This is a genomic window from Mesorhizobium sp. L-2-11 (assembly GCF_016756595.1).
In the GTDB taxonomy this organism is placed as follows: domain Bacteria; phylum Pseudomonadota; class Alphaproteobacteria; order Rhizobiales; family Rhizobiaceae; genus Mesorhizobium.
This window is the reverse complement of record NZ_AP023257.1, coordinates 3770705-3786975: the sequence shown is the minus strand read 5'-3', so window position 1 is coordinate 3786975 and position 16271 is coordinate 3770705. Positions and strand designations below refer to the sequence as shown.

Genomic DNA, 16271 nt, shown 5'->3' with positions numbered 1-16271 from the left:
GCCCTTTCAGCTCAATGCCGCAAGCACGGCTTGCGTGATTGTTTCAGTCCGGTCCTTGCCCGCGATCGTGCCTATGCCCTGCGCGGTTACGGACTCGATCGCCGACATCACTTCTGCCGCAGCATCCCCCTCGCCCAGATGCTCGAGCATCATCGCACCCGACCAGATCGCGGCGATCGGATTGGCGACGCCGAGATGCGCGATGTCGGGCGCCGAACCATGGACCGGCTCGAACATGGAAGGCGCGCTGCGATCGGGATTGATGTTGGCGGAGGCGGCGTAACCCAGCCCGCCCTGAATGGCCGCTCCAATATCCGTAAGGATGTCGCCAAACAGGTTCGAGGCGACGATCACGTCGAGGCTTTCCGGCGCCAGCACCATGCGGGCGGCAATAGCGTCGATGTGGTAGTGCGAAACCTCGACATCGGCATAGTCCTTCGCCACCTCGCGGGTGACCTCATCCCAGAAAACCATGGAATGTTTCTGTGCGTTGGATTTGGTGACGGATGCGAGCTTCTTGCGGCGCGCCCGTGCTTGTTCGAAACCGAAACGCATGATCCGTTCGACACCCGCGCGCGTGAAGATTGCTGTCTCGATCGCGACCTCATTGGCTGTGCCGGAATGAACGCGTCCACCGGCGCCGGAATATTCGCCTTCCGTATTCTCGCGGATGCACAGGATGTCGAATCCCTCGGAGCGGAGGGGGCCCTGAACGCCCGGCAACAGCCTGTGCGGCCGTATGTTGGCGTACTGCGTGAACCCTTTGCGGATTGGCAGGAGCAGCCCGTGAAGCGATACTGAGTCCGGCACTTCCACGGGCCAGCCGACAGCGCCGAGATAGATCGCATCGAATTTTCGAAGGGTCTCAATGCCATCTGGCGGCATCATTGCGCCGGTTTCGAGGTAGTAGGCGCAGGACCATGGGAAGCGTGTGCCGTCAAGGGCGAAACCGCCCTGTTTGGCCGCGGCCTGCATCACTTGCCAGGCCGCCCCGGTCACCTCCTTGCCGATGCCGTCGCCGGGGATGAGCGCTATGTCATAGGTCTTCATTGATCGAGGTCCTCATTCGCATTCGCGGAACCATAGCGGGCCTCGCGCCGCATTTTTCGTTGAGGATGAGCGGCCCGACAGCGTCGAATCGCGTCGGGCGGGACTTGGAAAGTCGATTGTTCTGGAACCGCCGCGCGCTCTACTCGGCCGGACCTTGAGCACTGAACTCAGTCATAAACGCAGACGTAGATCTTGCGCACGGTCTCGATCGTGCGCCAGACGCCGACGAAACCGGGCTTCATCACGAAACTGTCGCCGGCGCGGTAAGTCTTGGTCTCACCGCCCTTCTCCTCGATTTCGATGAGACCCGAAATGATGTGGCAGAACTCGTAGGTAGTGCCCTTGATAGAATGCGTCTCGCCCGGCGTCGCTTCCCAGACGCCGGTCAGAACCTTCTCACCTTTCGAGGCATCCTGTGCCCAGGTCTTGAAGGATGGAGTTCCGGAAATGAGCCGCTCCGGCAGCGGCATGGCCTCCTTGGGCGTGAAGGCGGGATTTGTGTCGATCGTGGTAAGCAGTGACATGTTGGGTTTCCCTGTTAGTAGCCGAGTGTCCGATCGACGAGGCCGATCAGTTCTTCGCCGGCGCGGTGGCGCCGGACGTTGTCGACGGCGGCTTGAGCCGCCGTATGCGGTTGTGTCACCGAGGCAATGTGCGGCGTTATCATCACCTTCGGATGCGACCACAGCGGATGGTCTTCCGGGAGCGGCTCTGGATCCGTGACATCAAGCATCGCCGCGGATAGGTGACCGCTGTCGAGCGCGTCGATCAGCGCAGCCTGGTCGAGTTGCGGACCCCTGCCGACATGCAGCAGCCGCGCCCCGGCTGGCAGCAAGGAGAAGAGTTTTGCATCGAGAATGCCGCTGGTTTCCTGCGTCAGCGGTAGCAGGCAGACGAGAATATCCGTCTGCTGCAGAAAGCCGGGCAACTGATCGGCGCCGTGAAAACAGGCGACCCCCTCTATCCGCTTTTGGCTGCGGCTCCACCCGGCAAGCGGGAACTGGAACGGCTTCAAGCGCTCGATTGCCGCTTGCGCCAGCATGCCAAGACCAAGAAAACCGACCCGGCGCTCGGCCGCCTGTCGAGCGGCAATCGGTTGCCAGAGGCACCTTTTCTGCTGATCGAGATAGGCGGGCATCTCCCGGTGCAGCGCCAACACGCCAAGCGCGACGTATTCCTGCATCATGCGGACGATGCCATCCTCGACCATGCGCACAAGCTTCACATGGCCTGGCACCACGTCCTGCCTGAACTGGTCGACGCCGGCTCCGATCGAAAACAGCACTTCCAGATTGCGGTAGCGCGAGATGTCGTCCGGCACCGTCCAGGTGATGAGATAGCGAACCTTGTCCGGCTCCAACTCCTCGCCGAAATGGAAAAATTCCAGATCGGGGAGTTCGCGCGCAAAAATCTCGCGGAACACCGCAGCACGCGCCGCATCGGAACGGAAAAGAAATGCCATGGAACCCGCTCCTTGCTCAGGCCGCGAGACGCGCGCCGAGATCCTCGATCATGCTCTGGCAGGCAGCAAGTTCACCGATCTCGATGTATTCATTGGGACGATGCGCGCGGGAAATTTCGCCAGGGCCGCAAATGATCGCATCGATACCGACCTGCTGATAAAGCCCGGCCTCCGTGCCGTAACTCACCGCTGTGAGCGGCTCCTGCCCTGTCATCTCGGTCAGAACGGCCGCTAGCTTGCTCCCATCCGCCGGCGCAAGGGCGGGATAGGAACTCAACTCGTGCCAAGCGACCTCGAAGCCGCTGTCGCGTAGATCGAAAAGCCGGGCTTTGACAGGCTCAAGCAGGGATGCCGGGGAAACGCCCGGCACCGCACGCACCTCGATATCGGCTGTGCAGTGGCCAGCGATGATGTTGACTGCTTGTCCACCGGCGATGACGCCCACCTGCAAGGAAGAATATGGAGGCTCGAAATTTTGATCGAGCGGACCGCCGGCGAGGGATTGGCCGTAGGCCACGGCGTGCGAGATGACGCCGGCCATGGCGTGCACGGCATTGAGGCCGAGATCGGGGCGCGACGAATGGCCGGATCGCCCGATCACCTCGAGCCGCGCGGCGGCCTTCCCCTTGTGCGCGCGCACCGGCTGCAGCCGGCTCGGCTCGCCGACAATCGCGCCAAGCGGCCTCTCGCATAGGCTCGGCAATGCAGCCAGGAGATGCGGCACACCACGGCACCCCGCCTCTTCATCGTAGGAGAATGCGAGATGAACTGGCTGCCGCAGGTTCATCGCCGCAAGTCCTGGCAGCGCGGCCAATGCGCAGGCGAGAAAGCCCTTCATGTCGGTGGTGCCGCGGCCGTAAAGCCTGCCGCCCTCGCGACGCAGGACGAACGGATCCGAGCTCCATTCCGGTTCGCCGGCCGGCACGACATCCATATGTCCGGAGATGATGTAGCCCCGACCGGCACGCGGGCCGACCGTGACGAACAGGTTGGACCGGTCGCCCTCGGGACCGGGCAGAACCGTCACCTCGGCGCCGGCTGCCTGACTGTAGTCGCGGATCCAATCGACGATCGCGCCGTTTGGCGTGCCCACAACAGAGGGAAATGCAATCAGGGTCGCGAGGATTTCTTCCACGTTCATGGCGGTCCGCTCTGCTTGCACTGTTACCGGGTGCGACCAGCCTATCCCTGCGCAGCAGTGTTCCCTGCCGAATCGCGTCGTGCTTTGGCTGAAGATTGCGAAAAAACGCCTCGAACCAGCGAAACCTGCTGGCTTTCCCATGTAATGCTGCGGCAAATGAGACCTGTCGCAAACATGGCTATCGGCGCCAGGATTTAACACCGCATGCCTTGGGGCATTCGTTAAAGGACTGGGGCATTCGTTGAAGGAGCGGATCGACTGGGATGCAGAGATCAGTACGCCTGAAATCCTTTGAACTGGTCGCGCGCGACATCAATGACGTCGACGTTGATCTGCTGCATGCGCTATCGATTTCGGTCCACTGGCCGCATCGTCCCAAGGACTGGGATTTGTTGCGCCGCGCCGGCCGTGGCATCGTCGCCGTTGACGGAATTGGGCGCGTCTTCGGAAGCGCGATGTGGTTTCCCCAAGGGGACGATTTTGCCACCATCGGCCTGGTGATCACCACGCCTCGCGCACAGGCGCAGGGAGGCGGCCGATGGCTCATGGACCAGGTCCTCGAGCAGTGCGGGGATCGCAACCTGGCCCTGAATGCCACCCATGCCGCCTATCCTCTATATGCGTCGCTCGGCTTCACGAAAGAGGCGATCGTTTACATGCGCCAGGGAGAGGTCCAACAAACTCTCCCGCCATTGCCGGTTTTGGATGGTGAACTGAGTGAGCTGTCCAGCGGCCGACTCGGCGAGATCACCGAGCTGGACGCGCGCGCATTCGGGACAAACCGCGCGAGGCTGCTTGCGTTGCTCTCGGAGGAGGCCTCGACAGCCATTCTGAGCCGCGGTGGCGAGGTTGTTGGCTATTCCATGTGCCGTGAGTTCGGGCGCGGCCATGTGATTGGTCCCATAACAGCCCGAAACGACCAGGACGCGGTCCATCTCACAGCCGTCCATCTGAAGAAACTGACAGGTCGATTCGCCCGCGTCGATACGCGCGAGAAGGATGGCGTGTTTGCCGAGTTTCTGCAGCAGAGCGGACTCGGCATTGCCGAGACCGTGACGACGATGTCCAAAGGCCGCCGCTTTCTGAACCGGGAAAGCAACGAGCCCTGGGTCTATGGATTGGCCAGCCACGCCTGGAGCTGAATGCAAGCACGCTATCGCCGATGCCCCGCAGGGCCGCTCCGGTCCCGTCAAGCTCTCACAACGACTCCAGCGCCCTGGACATACGTTCGAGCCCCCTCCGCAACAGCGGACGAGGGCAACCGACGTTGAGGCGAATGAAGCCTTCACCGCCGGGTCCATAGACGCGCCCGTCGTACAAATTGACACCGGCTCGGTCGACGAAAAAACGTTGAACGCCTCCGACCTTCCGATCAAGCCCGCGCGCATCCAGCCACACCAGGAAGGAAGCGTCCGGCCGCATCGGTGTGATGCCCGGCAGGCGATCCTCGGCGAATTTCAGGACGAAATCGACATTACCGCCGATGTAGCGCGTCAGTTGATCCAGCCACGGCGCGCCGGTGCTGTAGGCGACCTCTAGCGCCAGCCGTCCAAAGAAGTTGGCATTGACCATGAACGATGCCTGCATGGTAGCCAGAAGCGCCTCGCGCCGCTGCTTGTTGGCCACCGACACGGTTGCGGAGGGCACGCCGGCCAGATTGAAGGTCTTCGTTGGAGCCGTGCAGACGAATGACTTTTCGGCGGCATCCTCCGAGAGGGACGAGAAGACGATGTGCGGGCGATCCGACAATCTGATGTCGCAATGGATGTCATCAGATATGACAAGGATGCCGCAGCGCTCGCAGACATCGTTCAGCGCCGTCAATTCCCCGCGCGTCCACGCCTTTCCAGCTGGATTGTGCGGATTACACAGCAGGAAGGCCTTGGCGCCGGCTGCCAGTTTCGCGAAGTCCTCCAGGTCGAGCTCGTATCGGTTGTCTTGCAACCTTAGCCGGTTGACCAGCAGCTTCCTTCCGTTGCCCTGAATCACCTCGAAATAGGGCGAGTAGATGGGAGACTGCACGATCACCCCGTCCCCAGGCTTGGTGAAGGTCCGAAGCATCGCGGCTACCGACGGCATGATCGCAGGCGCCGGCAGCAGCGATTCCAGTGCCGGCGACCAGTCGTGCCGACGCGCGAACCATGATTGCACAATCTCGTAGTGACGGGGGTCGCGGCGGGTATAGCCATAGATCCCATGGTCCGCCGCTTCACGCAGCCGCGCGATGACGGTTTCAGGCGCGCGAAAATCCATATCCGCGGTCCACAGCGAAAGCAGATCTTCGCCCTCGACCCGAGGCGAGAATTCGTCCCACTGATTGGCCCATTTGACTGACCCAAACTGGTGGCGATCATAGATCCTGTCGAAGTCGATCATTCCAATATTTCTTTCCGCAACCGTAGATTGCGATGCATCCGTACAAGTCATTGCTTGGTTTCCGGGTGTGGTTTTGTCGCTCGCGGCTGCTCGAACTTTTGGCGGGCTATTGGGGGATTTGCGCCACGTGCCTCGTTGCTGAAACTGCCTGTCGCATGCTCCGCTTCCTAGCTCTTGTGGCCGCGCGCCAACGCGCGCTCCATCGATTGCGAGTACCGGGACATTCCAAAGCAGAAGATCCAGTAGACCAGCCCGGCGAAGAGATAGCCGGTCGAGGAGATCGTCGGCCCAGCCCAGTTCGGGTCGACTCGCGCTGTTTCGACGGCTCTCAGGAAGTCCGCAATGCCGACGATCGCTACCAGCGTCGTGTCCTTGAACAGCCCGATGAAGGTAGAAACGATGCCTGGGATGACGATAGTGAGCGCCTGCGGCAGGATGATCAGACGCATCATGGTGAAATAGCTGACGCCGAGCGCCTTTGCCGCCTCATATTGCCCCTTCGGAATCGCCTGAAGGCCTGCGCGCACCACCTCGGCCATGTAGGCGGATGAGAACAGCGCTATTGCAATCAGCGGACGCAGCAGCCGATCGGGCGTCAGATAGTCGGGCACGAAGAGCGGCATCATGAAATTCGCCATGAACAGCACCGTGATGAACGGCACACCCCTGACGACCTCGATGAAGATCACACACACCGCTCTGACGAAGGGAAGCTCCGATCTTCGGCCAAGCGCGAGAAGCACACCGAGCGGGAGCGAGAAGACGATGCCCACGATCGACATGAGCAGCGTGATGAGCAGCCCACCCCACAACACGGTATCGATGACCGGCAGATCGAGCGACGCGATGCCCCTCAACAGAACAAAGGCGACGACCGGGTAGGCAACAAAGAACAGCAGCGCCGCCACGTTGCGCCGCGGCGCCCGTTTCCACAGCAGCCAGACGATCAGCACGGCGCCGATTGCCAGCGTCAGGTCCACCCGCCAGCGCTCGGAAACCGGATATGCCCCGTAACGGAGATAGTCGAATTTCTCCACGATGAACGGCCAACAGGCGCCGTCAGGGTTGGCGCGGCATTCTTCCTGTCCGCCGGCCCAGACGGCGTCCAGGACTGCAAAACTTACGAATTGATGCAAAAGCCATGCGGCGAGAATTGTGAAGCAAATCGTGAGCACGCCGGAGAACGGTGTCGAGAACAGGTTCTTTCTGATCCAGGTCGCCGGGCTCGGCCGGATTCCAGAAGGCGGCGCCATAGGCGGCAAAAGCGCAGCGCTAACTAAGGACGGATGCAGGGACAGGCCGCTCATGCATCACCTCTCGACGATCGCGAAACGTTGGTTGAAAGCGTTCATGGCCATCGACATGACGAGGGAGATCGCGAGATAGACCGACAGCGTGATCGCCATCACCTGGACGGCGGCGCCGGTCTGGTTGAGCACCGTTCCCGCGAAAATCTGAACGAGGTCCGGGTAGCCGATGAACACGGCGAGTGAGGAATTCTTCGTGAGATTCAGGTACTGGCTGGTCAGGGGCGGTATGATGATGCGCAGTGCCTGCGGAACGATGACCAGGCGAAGCGTTTTGCCCGGCGCAAGCCCGAGCGCATGAGCGGCTTCGGTCTGGCCTCTCGGCACAGCCTGGATTCCGCTGCGGACAATTTCCGCGATAAAGGAAGCGGTGTAGACGGACAGGCCGATCAGAAGCGCGGCGAACTCCGGATAAAGCTGGTGTCCACCCCGGTAATTGAATCCTTTCAACTCCGGGGTCACGAACGACACCGGCGAGTCGACCAGGAGGGAGACGATCAGAGGCAATCCAGTCAAGGCAGCGAGGCTGACCCACAGCACGGGCAGCTGTTTTCCGGTGCGGTTCTGCGCGCGCCTGGCGTAGAACCAAAAAGCGACGCAGAAGATGCTGGCCGCCAGGAACGCAAGTCCCACCGTACCTGCTCCTGCGTAGAGCTGGATTTCCGGAATGATGAGACCGCGATTGTTCAGATAGATGCCGCCGGGCAGTTCGATCGACGCCCTCGGCGCGGGCAGCGCTTTCAGAACTGCATTGTACCAGAACAAAAGCTGCAGCAATAACGGGATATTGCGTATAATCTCGACATACGAGGCCGCGACCTTTGAAACGATCCAGTTCGGCGACAGGCGGGCAATGCCGACGACAAAGCCCAAGACTGTGGCCAACACGATTCCAAGCAAGCTCACATAGAGCGTATTGACCACACCCACCCAGAACGCTTGGCCGTAGGTGGAGAGCGTGTCGTAGGGGATCAGCGTCTGATTGATGTCGAAGCCGGCAGCCTCGTTCCAGAAGCCGAAAGACAGCGGAATCCCGCGTGCCCTCATGTTCGACGCCGTCTGAACGGCAATGCCCACGGCCAATGCCAGCAGGCTGCCCGCTAGCAAAAGCTGATAGATGATGCCCCGGACCTTGGCGTCGTGCAGGGACAGGCTCCTGCGCGAGGGCGCGGCGAGCAGCACATCGGACATGACCCTGTTCCTGTGTTGGTGAAGAGAGACGCCGCGCAATCGCCGGCGGCTTGTGACCGACCCAGCCTAGCGGATCGGCGGGGCGTACTGGAGACCGCCCTCACTCCAAAGAGCGTTCAGGCCGCGCTCCATCTTGAGCGGCGAGGCCTTGCCGATATTGCGATCGAACACTTCGCCATAGTTGCCGACCTGCTTGATAACGTCCACGGACCAGGTATCGCCAAGCCCGAGATCCTTTCCGAGGCTGCCCTCCGCTCCGAGCAGCCGGCGAATGTTCGGGTTGTCCGACGACTTCATTTCATCGACATTCTTAGAGGTTACGCCCAATTCTTCGGCAGCGACCATGACAAGGAGCGTCCATTTGGCCACGTTGAGCCAATGATCATCTCCCTGCCGCACGGCAGGCCCAAGCGGCTCCTTGGAGATAAGTTCGGGAAGCACGACGCTGTCGTCGGCCCTCGCCATGCGCTGGCGCGACGCATTCAAGGTCGACGTGTCGGCGGAGAGGACGTCGCAGCGGCCTTCGTCGTAGGCCTTTACGACGGCTTCTTCATCGGCAAACCCGACGGTCGAATACGTCATCGAATGCGACCGGAAGTAATCGGCGAGATTCAACTCGGTCGTCGTGCCCTGAGTGACGCAGATGGACGCGCCATCCAGATCTTTGGCCGAACCGATGTTCTCCGCTTTGCGGACCATGAAGCCCTGGCCATCGTAGAAATACGTGCCCGCAAAAAGTATTCCGAGAGACGTGTCGCGCGATGACGTCCAGGTTGCGTTATGTGCGAGTATATCGATCTCGCCCGACTGAAGCGCGGTGAAGCGGTCCTTCGGCGTAAGCGGAATGAACCTTACCTTCTGCGCATCGCCCAGAACCGCTGCTGCAACAGCGCGACAATAGTCGACCACGAACCCGGTCCATTTGCCCTCATTGTCGGGAAGGCTGAATCCGGCTGTCGCTGAGTTGGTTCCGCAGGTCAGAACTCCGTTCTTCCTGACATTTTCGATCGTCGCGGCGGATGCGTTGGACACAACGAGCCCTACCGCTGCTCCGACCAGTCCTTTGAGAATTGCTTGCATTCTGGTTCCCCTTATTTTCTTGTGGAGCACCAAGGTTGCGCAGGCCTCATTATTGGTCAAATTCATTCTCGTCATGGTGAATATGACGTCTGCTCATGGGCCATGGCTACGCTCGTAAGGGTTGCGGCCGTTTGTCCTTGTCCGAAAGCATATCCTGCATATCAGCGTACTTCGCTAAAGCAACGCGCCGTGTGTCTCCTGTTTATTTCCTCTGTTCTCTCTCAGAAACAATTTCTCTCTTTTTAATCTGCGACTCAGAGTAGATATTTGAGAGAACGTCTTTGAGCCAGATCGTCCCGGGGTCCGTGGCCATCTGCGGATGAAGGGTAAGCGCGTAGGCGTCCCCACGTAGCGTGCAGGCGGTTGATCGCTCATTTTCAGCATGAATCATGCGGAGAATCCTATGAGCGACAGTATGAGCCATCATCGAACATTCGAGATTTTGACGGCGGAGCCTGTGCCGTCCCGACGCAAGCCGCGCCATCGGTCGGACGAAGAGAAGGCACGGCTTGTCGCCGAAGCGTTCTCGCCAGGGGGCAATGTCTCGGCGGTTGCGCGTTCCGAGGGGCTGGACCCCTCGCAGCTCTATGCGTGGCGCCGCAAGGCGCTTTCGTCGGGCATGGTTGCGCCACTGACGGAGGGAGCGAGCAAGCCGGCGAAGTTCACGCGCTTTGAAGCGGTGGGCAGCGACACGGTGGAAATCGTCATTGGCGACGCAGTGGTGCGCGCCGGCGGCGATGTCGATCCCGATCGCCTGGCGAGGATCATCCGCGCGGTTCGTAAGGCATGATCGCTTCCGGTGTGGTGGTTTACGTGTCGTGCCAGCCGGTCGACTTCCGCAAGGGCGCGGCATCTTTGATGGCGCTGGTCAGGGATGGCGGCCTGGACCCATTCTCGGGGGCACTTCACGTATTCCGTTCGAAGCGTGCGGACCGGGTTCGCATCGTGTGGTGGGACGGCAGCGGGGTTTGTCTTTATTCGAAGACTCTGGAAGATCACAGCTTCTGCTGGCCGGGGATATCGGCCGCGCGCATGCGTCTCGACCACGCCCAGTTGATGGCGCTTCTGGCCGGACTGGACTGGAAAAAGATTCGTCCGGCCAGGGTCAGGCGGCCGTTATCGACGGGCTGAAACCGGCCTGCGGCAAGATGAATCATGCGGCTGGAACGGTTGGGAAAGCGGCTGTTTTTGTGCTCTGTTGCTTGCCATGGTTCTACCGGGTCTTGCCCTTCCCGACGACGTTGATGCGCTGAAGGCGATGATCCTTTCCATGGCTCGCGAGCAGGCTGCAAGCGAGGCCCGGATCGCAGTCGCCGACGCTCGGATCGCAGCATCTGAGGCGGAGGTCGCCCGGCTGAAAGCTGTCGAGAAAAGCGCCAGCGAGCGGATCGCCAATCTCACGTCAATCCTGAAAGTTTTACAGCGCACGCAACATGGCACGCGTTCCGAGCGGCTACGCCTGGCCATCGACGACGAGCAGGCCTCCTTTGCCTTCGAAGAGGTCGAGACCGGCCTTTCGGAAATCCGGAGCGAACTCGACCGCGCGGTCGGGAACAAGCCGAAGCGCGCCCCGCGTCCGCGCAAGGGCTTTGCTGCCCACCTCGAACGCATCGAGGAGGTCGTCGAGCCGGAAATCCCGGCCGACTGCGAGGGGCTTGAAAAGGTTCTGATCGGCGAGGATCGATCCGAGCGGCTGGACGTCGTGCCGCCGAAGTTCCAGGTCATCGTCACGCGCCGTCCCAAATACGCCTTCCGGGGCCGTGACGGCGTGGTCCAGGCTCTGGCGCCGGCGCACATCATCGAAAGCGGGCTGCCGACGGAGCGGCTGCTCGCCTATATCGCCGTCTCCAAATACGCCGACGGCCTCCCGCTTTATCGGCAGGAGGCGATCTATCTGCGCGACGGCGTCGAGATCAGCCGGTCGTTGATGGCGCAGTGGATGGGGCATCTGGGCTTCGAGCTGCAGATGCTTGCTGATTACATACTGGAGCGCATCAAGGAGGGCGAAAGGGTCTTCGCCGACGAGACGACCTTGCCCACCCTTGCCCCTGGTTCCGGGAAAACCACGAAAGCCTGGTTGTGGGCCTACGCACGGGATGACCGACCCTATGGCGGAACCAGTCCGCCAATGGTTGCCTATCGTTTTGAAGACAGCAGAGGTGCGGATTGCGTGGCGCGCCACCTCGCCGGATTCAGCGGTATCCTGCAAGTGGATGGCTACTCGGCCTATACCAACCTGGTCAAGGCACGGGCCAAAGCCGGCAGCAATGAAACAATCCGGCTCGCCGGGTGCTGGGCTCACCTGCGGCGCAAATTCTACGACCTGCACATCAGCGGGGTCTCGCAGGCCGCGACGGATTCGATCATCGCCATGACCGAATTGTGGAAGGTCGAGGACGAGGTCCGCGGCAAGGATGCCGGAAGCCGCGCCGCGCTACGTCAGGAAAAGTCCGTGGCCATTGTCGCGAGCCTCTTCGATCTATGGGAAGCGGAACTGGGCAAGGTCTCCGGAAAATCCAAGACCGCCGAGGCGATCCGCTACGCGCTCACCCGGCGGGAGGCGCTGGAACGCTTTCTGATGGACGGTCGCATCGAAATCGACTCCAATATCGTCGAGCGTGCAATCAGGCCCCAGACGATCACGCGAAAGAATAGTCTATTCGCCGGCAGCCACGGCGGTGGACGAACCTGGGCGACGGTAGCCACCTTGCTGCAAACCTGCAAAATGAACAGCGTCGATCCGCTCGACTGGCTCTCGCAGACCTTGACCCGCATCGCTCAAGGCTGGCCGGCATCCGAAATCGAAATGCTCATGCCTTGGAACTTTAGGCCTGACGTTATCGGCTGACCGCTTACGATGAAGGAGCAGCCACGCACTCACATTTGGGATCGGCAGCGGCGGCGACAGGAGCGTCACTTCACTCGCCTTATCAAGGATCTGGAGGATTCCGTCACCACAATGAGCAACAAGTTCGGTGCCTCGCAGAACCCACGGAAGTGCCAGATAATTCGATATCGTCGCGACGACGTTCCGCCGCAAACCAAGCTCCTTGAGGGCGGCATCCGCAAGCCCGCTGGAAACACCATCGGCGGAAATCTGCAAATGAGACGCTGACAGATATGTCTCCAATGACATCGCCGAACTTGCGATCTGGCTGCCGCTCCAAACTGCGCAGAAGAGACGATCCTGGCCCAGTTCGATCTTCAAGAGGCTTGGGTCGTCCTTGATCACTGCTCCGGTCAATGCACAGTCGATCTGTCGAAGATGAACCGAGGACGGGATGTCGAGCCGGTTCGCTGGAATGATATTCAACGTGGCACCGGGCGCCTGCCTGGAAAACTCCCGGAGAAGACGCGGTATGATGATCATCGCATGGTAGTCGGTGAGTCCGACACGAAAATTCCGCCGAGTGGTTGCGGGATCGAAAGTTTGATGGCGATCGATCGAGGCTCGGATCGTTGCCAATCCGGCCGAAATGTCTGGCAGAAGCTCGACCGCCCGCGGGGTTGGCCTCATAACGCCTCCATCGCGCGTGAACAGCTTGTCGCCGAAAAGGTGCCGCAACCTGGACAAGGAATGGCTGATCGCAGATTGCGTTCTTCCCAATTCGCATGCGGTACGCGTAACGCTTCTTTCGCGCATCATGACGTCGAACACGCGCAGCAAATTCAGGTCGAGGTCATCGAAGCTCATGAGATTGCCCATGAATGGTTTGTCATGAATCGCAGCGAAAAAAATGACCGCCACAAAGAGCCGATAAGGCCTTGGTTTTTCATCATGAGGCGAGAACGCCCAGCAGGCACGCGCGCCTCGCTTGCTAGCCCTCGCCACGGATTTGCAAGCACATTATGCGCTTGCTCGGGGCCTCGGCTCTGACGGTTTACATCCGTAGGAATCGACACCGGATTCAAATGTATTGAGTGCTGCTTACGTGGGCGGCGCTCAATACAGTTTCCCGCGGATCTCACCGATGTTCACGGCGTGCCTCCTTTCCTCGCTGTTCTGCTCCTCACCACCGTCGGGACGGTTGATGGTCACCGTGCACGCAATCAGGGTGTTCCAGTCCGGGCCGTGCTCGATGATGTTATGAAGCTCGGAAATCTCTTCAAGATAATGTTCGATCGTAATCGGGCCGTTCTGGTGGCCGTAGACAAGAACCGCTTTCCAGCGCTTGTCACCATGCAGCTTTACCACGTTACTCATGCCGAATATCTCCTGCGGTCATCGGACAAATCCGGCCGGATTTGCCGCGGGCCAAAAGCTAGCGGAACCGACCGGCATGCAGCCGGTTGAATCGGCATGAAGAGTCCACCTCTGACAACCAGCAATGCAGGCTACATTATGAGCATTCTGCAGAGTACCAAGAAAGCTGTCGAGCGGGTTACCGGTGTCGCAAGACCGGGCAAGCAAGGAGTAACCGATCTCGTAAGGCGGCGAAAAGCGAATGAGTTTCGGTTCAAGGATGATGGCGTGGTGCCCAATCATCCGTTTTGGCCGCTTGTCGTCTATCGCGGCGTCGTGAGACTGCCCGAAGAATTTGATCCTGCAGCCGTCCTGGAGGAGCTTTTCGAGGTTAATGGATGGGGGGACAGCTGGCGGAATGGCATCTACGACTATGTTCACTACCATTCGCGAATACATGAGGTGCTCGGAGTTGCGGCCGGAACGGCCAAAGTCCGATTTGGAGGCAAAAAGGGACGAACCCTGTCACTGAAGGCCGGCGACGTCGCGGTTCTGCCGGCCGGCACCGGGCACCAATGTCTTTCGGCATCCGACGATTTTCTGGTGGTTGGCGCCTACCCTCCATTTGGGACCTATGATGAATGCACGACTGCCCAGGAGCATGATGGCGCGCTGGCGACGATCCGGAAGGTAGGTCGTCCACGCAAGGATCCCGTCTATGGGAGCAAAGGCCCGCTTCTGCAAATTTGGAAGAAGACCTGAACCAGGCGCAGATCGATCGAAGACCCACAAGCACAGAACGCACGAGCGGGGGAGCGCGCAGCTCAGGCTACCGGCCAAGCGCCGCATTGCAATCAACTCCCTCGGCCGACAGGTGAACGATCATCCGCAATCCGGCATCACGGCCGCACGGCCGGCGTCTCGACGAGAAGGCCGCGGGCCCGCTCCGTCAGATGGAGCTCCAGGTCGACGAGTTCGGGCGCACCGAAGGCGAACGGCTCGGCTCTGACCCCGATCATGCAGTTGCGCAGTCGCCGCTGCAGCGAACCGACCGTCTGCCACTCCAGTCGGTAGAGCGGATAGCCGGTCGGATGCGCCTGCGGGATGACACTGCCGCCGAGCCGTTTGCCCCAATTGTCGTCGTGGCAGGAGGCGCAGGAGAGCTCGAGCTGGCCAATGCGGCTCTGGAACAGACGCCGGCCGTTGTCGCGAAACGGCGCGAGCCGGGCGTCGGTCGCCGGAGTGATTGGCATGCCGCGCGACTGATGCGTCACATAGGCCGTCAGCGCGAGCAAAGCGTCGGACTCCGGCGCCAGCGGCTCGGCCTGCTGCCGCTCCGCTCGGCAGGAGTTGATGCGCCCGGCAAGGTCGATCGGCCGGCCCGTCGCCGCGTCAAAGGCCGGGTAGCGCGCGGCAACGCCGCGCATCGTCTGACGCGCATCGTCATGGCAGCCGGAGCAGGCGACATCCGCCCTGCCCTGCGCCTGTTGCCAGAGCTGCTCGCCCTGCAGCACCCACAGCATGCCGGGATTGCTCATGTCGTCGGCCTGCAGCGCCTGCGTCTGCGGCGTCATGAAGTCGAAGCCGGAGCGCTTCTCGCCGACTTCGATGCCGGCGGCAGAGACAATGCCGCAGATTGCGACGACACCGACGGCTGCAAGCCGCCAGAGCGCATGCATCAGTTCACCGTGATTTCGGCCGACGCCGTTTGGATCTTCCCGGCATCGTCCGTCCAGGTGAAGTCGATCGTGCCGCTCGTCGTCGCAACCAGCGTGAAGACAATGAACGGATTGGCCGATACCGCTGGAAAGAGATCGGCCGAAAACACCTCCTCGCCGTTGTAGGTGCAGGTGAAACGGCGGATGATGTCGCGGGGGATTTTGGAGCCGTTCGGGCCGATACGATAGCCGGTCTCCATCGGATGGGCGATCATCGCCTTGATCTCGACGACTTCGCCCTGCTTGGCCGCTTTTGGCACATTGACGAGCGCACGCGCCATTATGAAAGGTCCTCGATACAGGCGGCCAGGGTGACGATGGCGCTCGCCCGGCTCGACCAGAAGCTGCCGTCGCTCATCTGCGCGACCGCGACGACGACCTGCGAGGTCGCGAGCCGGATCCGCGCCGAGACCATGGCGCGGCCGGAGCGCGCCCCGAGGTGGAAAACCGCGACATTCGCCTCCGGGTTTTTCTCGTTGAAGACCGCGATGCGCCGGACATGGTCGTCCTCGGTCATCGGGCTTTCGGCGACGACTGTGATCCCGACCCCGTTGCCGTTCTCGACCAGAGGCGGCAGGTCGAGCCGGACGCGGCCGTCGAGAACGTCGGCTCCCCCGGTGAAGGTCCTGATCGCTTCATCGAGGCTCGGACGGGCAACGGCCCACCGCGGCAGGCTGATCGCCAGCAGGCCAGTCATGCCGGCCCGAAGAAACTGCCGCCGTCCGACCAGGCCTGCGTAAACTCGAAGCGGGTCTTGGTGCAT

General features: G+C 61.1%; 17 protein-coding genes and 1 pseudogene. 5 read left to right on the top strand and 13 right to left on the bottom strand.

Annotated features, from left to right (window positions below; all coding sequences use genetic code 11):
* Window positions 1-6 precede the first annotated feature (6 nt).
* From JG739_RS18085 to argE, 4 genes are all read right to left on the bottom strand, one after another.
* A complete protein-coding gene (locus JG739_RS18085) occupies window positions 7-1050 on the bottom strand; it encodes a tartrate dehydrogenase (RefSeq protein WP_202362784.1) in 1044 nt (347 codons plus the stop codon).
* A 167-nt stretch (window positions 1051-1217) separates the two neighbouring features.
* On the bottom strand, window positions 1218-1574 hold the full coding sequence (locus tag JG739_RS18080; RefSeq protein ID WP_202362783.1) for a cupin domain-containing protein: 357 nt from the start codon (window positions 1572-1574) through the stop codon (window positions 1218-1220).
* Window positions 1575-1588: 14 nt separating this feature from the next.
* Complete coding sequence (locus JG739_RS18075; protein WP_202362782.1) at window positions 1589-2512, bottom strand: 2-hydroxyacid dehydrogenase; 924 nt, start codon at window positions 2510-2512, stop codon at window positions 1589-1591.
* 16 nt (window positions 2513-2528) lie between these two features.
* Entirely contained in the window at window positions 2529-3653 is a 1125-nt protein-coding gene (argE, locus tag JG739_RS18070) for an acetylornithine deacetylase (RefSeq protein WP_202362781.1), read from the bottom strand.
* Window positions 3654-3916: 263 nt separating this feature from the next.
* On the opposite strand from argE, the gene JG739_RS18065 reads away from it, so the two are divergent.
* The gene (locus JG739_RS18065) at window positions 3917-4795 is read left to right on the top strand and encodes a GNAT family N-acetyltransferase (RefSeq protein WP_202362780.1); all 879 of its coding nucleotides are present in this window, start codon (window positions 3917-3919) and stop codon (window positions 4793-4795) included.
* A 55-nt stretch (window positions 4796-4850) separates the two neighbouring features.
* Here JG739_RS18065 and JG739_RS18060 read toward each other — a convergent pair whose 3' ends face one another.
* From JG739_RS18060 to JG739_RS18045, 4 genes are all read right to left on the bottom strand, one after another.
* Entirely contained in the window at window positions 4851-6029 is a 1179-nt protein-coding gene (locus tag JG739_RS18060; RefSeq protein WP_202362779.1) for a MalY/PatB family protein, read from the bottom strand.
* Between the two features lie 167 nt (window positions 6030-6196).
* Entirely contained in the window at window positions 6197-7336 is a 1140-nt protein-coding gene (locus JG739_RS18055; protein ID WP_202362778.1) for an amino acid ABC transporter permease, read from the bottom strand.
* Between the two features lie 3 nt (window positions 7337-7339).
* Window positions 7340-8527 carry an amino acid ABC transporter permease gene (locus tag JG739_RS18050; protein WP_202362777.1) on the bottom strand — a complete coding sequence of 396 codons (1188 nt, stop codon included), beginning with the start codon at window positions 8525-8527 and terminating at the stop codon, window positions 7340-7342.
* Between the two features lie 66 nt (window positions 8528-8593).
* A complete protein-coding gene (locus JG739_RS18045) occupies window positions 8594-9607 on the bottom strand; it encodes an amino acid ABC transporter substrate-binding protein (protein ID WP_202362776.1) in 1014 nt (337 codons plus the stop codon).
* 403 nt (window positions 9608-10010) lie between these two features.
* Here JG739_RS18045 and JG739_RS18040 point away from each other — a divergent pair, with 403 nt between their 5' ends.
* The 3 genes from JG739_RS18040 (at window position 10011) to tnpC (ending at window position 12455) form a co-directional block, all read left to right on the top strand.
* On the top strand, window positions 10011-10397 hold the full coding sequence (locus JG739_RS18040; RefSeq protein WP_183445375.1) for a transposase: 387 nt from the start codon (window positions 10011-10013) through the stop codon (window positions 10395-10397).
* Window positions 10394-10738 carry an IS66 family insertion sequence element accessory protein TnpB gene (gene tnpB, locus JG739_RS18035; RefSeq protein WP_183445374.1) on the top strand — a complete coding sequence of 115 codons (345 nt, stop codon included), beginning with the start codon at window positions 10394-10396 and terminating at the stop codon, window positions 10736-10738. The genes JG739_RS18040 and tnpB overlap by 4 nt, the downstream gene beginning before the upstream one ends.
* 76 nt (window positions 10739-10814) lie before the next feature.
* Window positions 10815-12455 carry an IS66 family transposase gene (tnpC, locus tag JG739_RS35390; RefSeq protein ID WP_183445373.1) on the top strand — a complete coding sequence of 547 codons (1641 nt, stop codon included), beginning with the start codon at window positions 10815-10817 and terminating at the stop codon, window positions 12453-12455.
* A 57-nt stretch (window positions 12456-12512) separates the two neighbouring features.
* On the opposite strand, the pseudogene JG739_RS18030 reads toward tnpC, so the two are convergent.
* Window positions 12513-13250 (bottom strand): annotated as a pseudogene (locus JG739_RS18030) (LysR family transcriptional regulator); the annotation flags it as partial.
* Between the two features lie 300 nt (window positions 13251-13550).
* A complete protein-coding gene (locus tag JG739_RS18025; RefSeq protein WP_202362774.1) occupies window positions 13551-13811 on the bottom strand; it encodes a hypothetical protein in 261 nt (86 codons plus the stop codon).
* A gap of 138 nt (window positions 13812-13949) precedes the next feature.
* Between JG739_RS18025 and JG739_RS18020 the strand changes: the two genes are divergently transcribed.
* Entirely contained in the window at window positions 13950-14552 is a 603-nt protein-coding gene (locus tag JG739_RS18020; RefSeq protein WP_202362773.1) for a cupin domain-containing protein, read from the top strand.
* Window positions 14553-14689: 137 nt separating this feature from the next.
* Here the strand turns inward: JG739_RS18020 and soxA are convergent, their stop codons facing one another.
* Genes soxA through JG739_RS18005 form a run of 3 tightly spaced genes read right to left on the bottom strand, consistent with a single transcriptional unit; the run spans window position 14690 to window position 16271 of the window.
* Entirely contained in the window at window positions 14690-15469 is a 780-nt protein-coding gene (gene soxA / locus JG739_RS18015; RefSeq protein ID WP_202362772.1) for a sulfur oxidation c-type cytochrome SoxA, read from the bottom strand.
* Window positions 15469-15789, bottom strand: coding sequence for a thiosulfate oxidation carrier complex protein SoxZ (soxZ, locus tag JG739_RS18010; protein WP_202362771.1), 321 nt, complete (start codon window positions 15787-15789; stop codon window positions 15469-15471). The genes soxA and soxZ overlap by 1 nt, the downstream gene beginning before the upstream one ends.
* Window positions 15789-16271, bottom strand: a complete 483-nt coding sequence (locus JG739_RS18005; protein ID WP_202362770.1) for a SoxY-related AACIE arm protein — start codon at window positions 16269-16271, stop codon at window positions 15789-15791. Before JG739_RS18005 ends, soxZ begins: the two co-directional genes overlap by 1 nt.

What these genes read in the sequence shown, in the direction of transcription:
- JG739_RS18085 (WP_202362784.1), bottom strand. Translation starts at nt 1,050, where the DNA reads ATGAAGACCTATGACATAGCGCTCATCCCCGGCGACGGCATCGGCAAG.
- JG739_RS18080 (WP_202362783.1), bottom strand. Translation starts at nt 1,574, where the DNA reads ATGTCACTGCTTACCACGATCGACACAAATCCCGCCTTCACGCCCAAG.
- JG739_RS18075 (WP_202362782.1), bottom strand. Translation starts at nt 2,512, where the DNA reads ATGGCATTTCTTTTCCGTTCCGATGCGGCGCGTGCTGCGGTGTTCCGC.
- argE (WP_202362781.1), bottom strand. Translation starts at nt 3,653, where the DNA reads ATGAACGTGGAAGAAATCCTCGCGACCCTGATTGCATTTCCCTCTGTT.
- JG739_RS18065 (WP_202362780.1), top strand. Translation starts at nt 3,917, where the DNA reads ATGCAGAGATCAGTACGCCTGAAATCCTTTGAACTGGTCGCGCGCGAC.
- JG739_RS18060 (WP_202362779.1), bottom strand. Translation starts at nt 6,029, where the DNA reads ATGATCGACTTCGACAGGATCTATGATCGCCACCAGTTTGGGTCAGTC.
- JG739_RS18055 (WP_202362778.1), bottom strand. Translation starts at nt 7,336, where the DNA reads ATGAGCGGCCTGTCCCTGCATCCGTCCTTAGTTAGCGCTGCGCTTTTG.
- JG739_RS18050 (WP_202362777.1), bottom strand. Translation starts at nt 8,527, where the DNA reads ATGTCCGATGTGCTGCTCGCCGCGCCCTCGCGCAGGAGCCTGTCCCTG.
- JG739_RS18045 (WP_202362776.1), bottom strand. Translation starts at nt 9,607, where the DNA reads ATGCAAGCAATTCTCAAAGGACTGGTCGGAGCAGCGGTAGGGCTCGTT.
- JG739_RS18040 (WP_183445375.1), top strand. Translation starts at nt 10,011, where the DNA reads ATGAGCGACAGTATGAGCCATCATCGAACATTCGAGATTTTGACGGCG.
- tnpB (WP_183445374.1), top strand. Translation starts at nt 10,394, where the DNA reads ATGATCGCTTCCGGTGTGGTGGTTTACGTGTCGTGCCAGCCGGTCGAC.
- tnpC (WP_183445373.1), top strand. Translation starts at nt 10,815, where the DNA reads ATGGTTCTACCGGGTCTTGCCCTTCCCGACGACGTTGATGCGCTGAAG.
- JG739_RS18025 (WP_202362774.1), bottom strand. Translation starts at nt 13,811, where the DNA reads ATGAGTAACGTGGTAAAGCTGCATGGTGACAAGCGCTGGAAAGCGGTT.
- JG739_RS18020 (WP_202362773.1), top strand. Translation starts at nt 13,950, where the DNA reads ATGAGCATTCTGCAGAGTACCAAGAAAGCTGTCGAGCGGGTTACCGGT.
- soxA (WP_202362772.1), bottom strand. Translation starts at nt 15,469, where the DNA reads ATGCATGCGCTCTGGCGGCTTGCAGCCGTCGGTGTCGTCGCAATCTGC.
- soxZ (WP_202362771.1), bottom strand. Translation starts at nt 15,789, where the DNA reads ATGGCGCGTGCGCTCGTCAATGTGCCAAAAGCGGCCAAGCAGGGCGAA.
- JG739_RS18005 (WP_202362770.1), bottom strand. Translation starts at nt 16,271, where the DNA reads ATGCACCAAGACCCGCTTCGAGTTTACGCAGGCCTGGTCGGACGGCGG.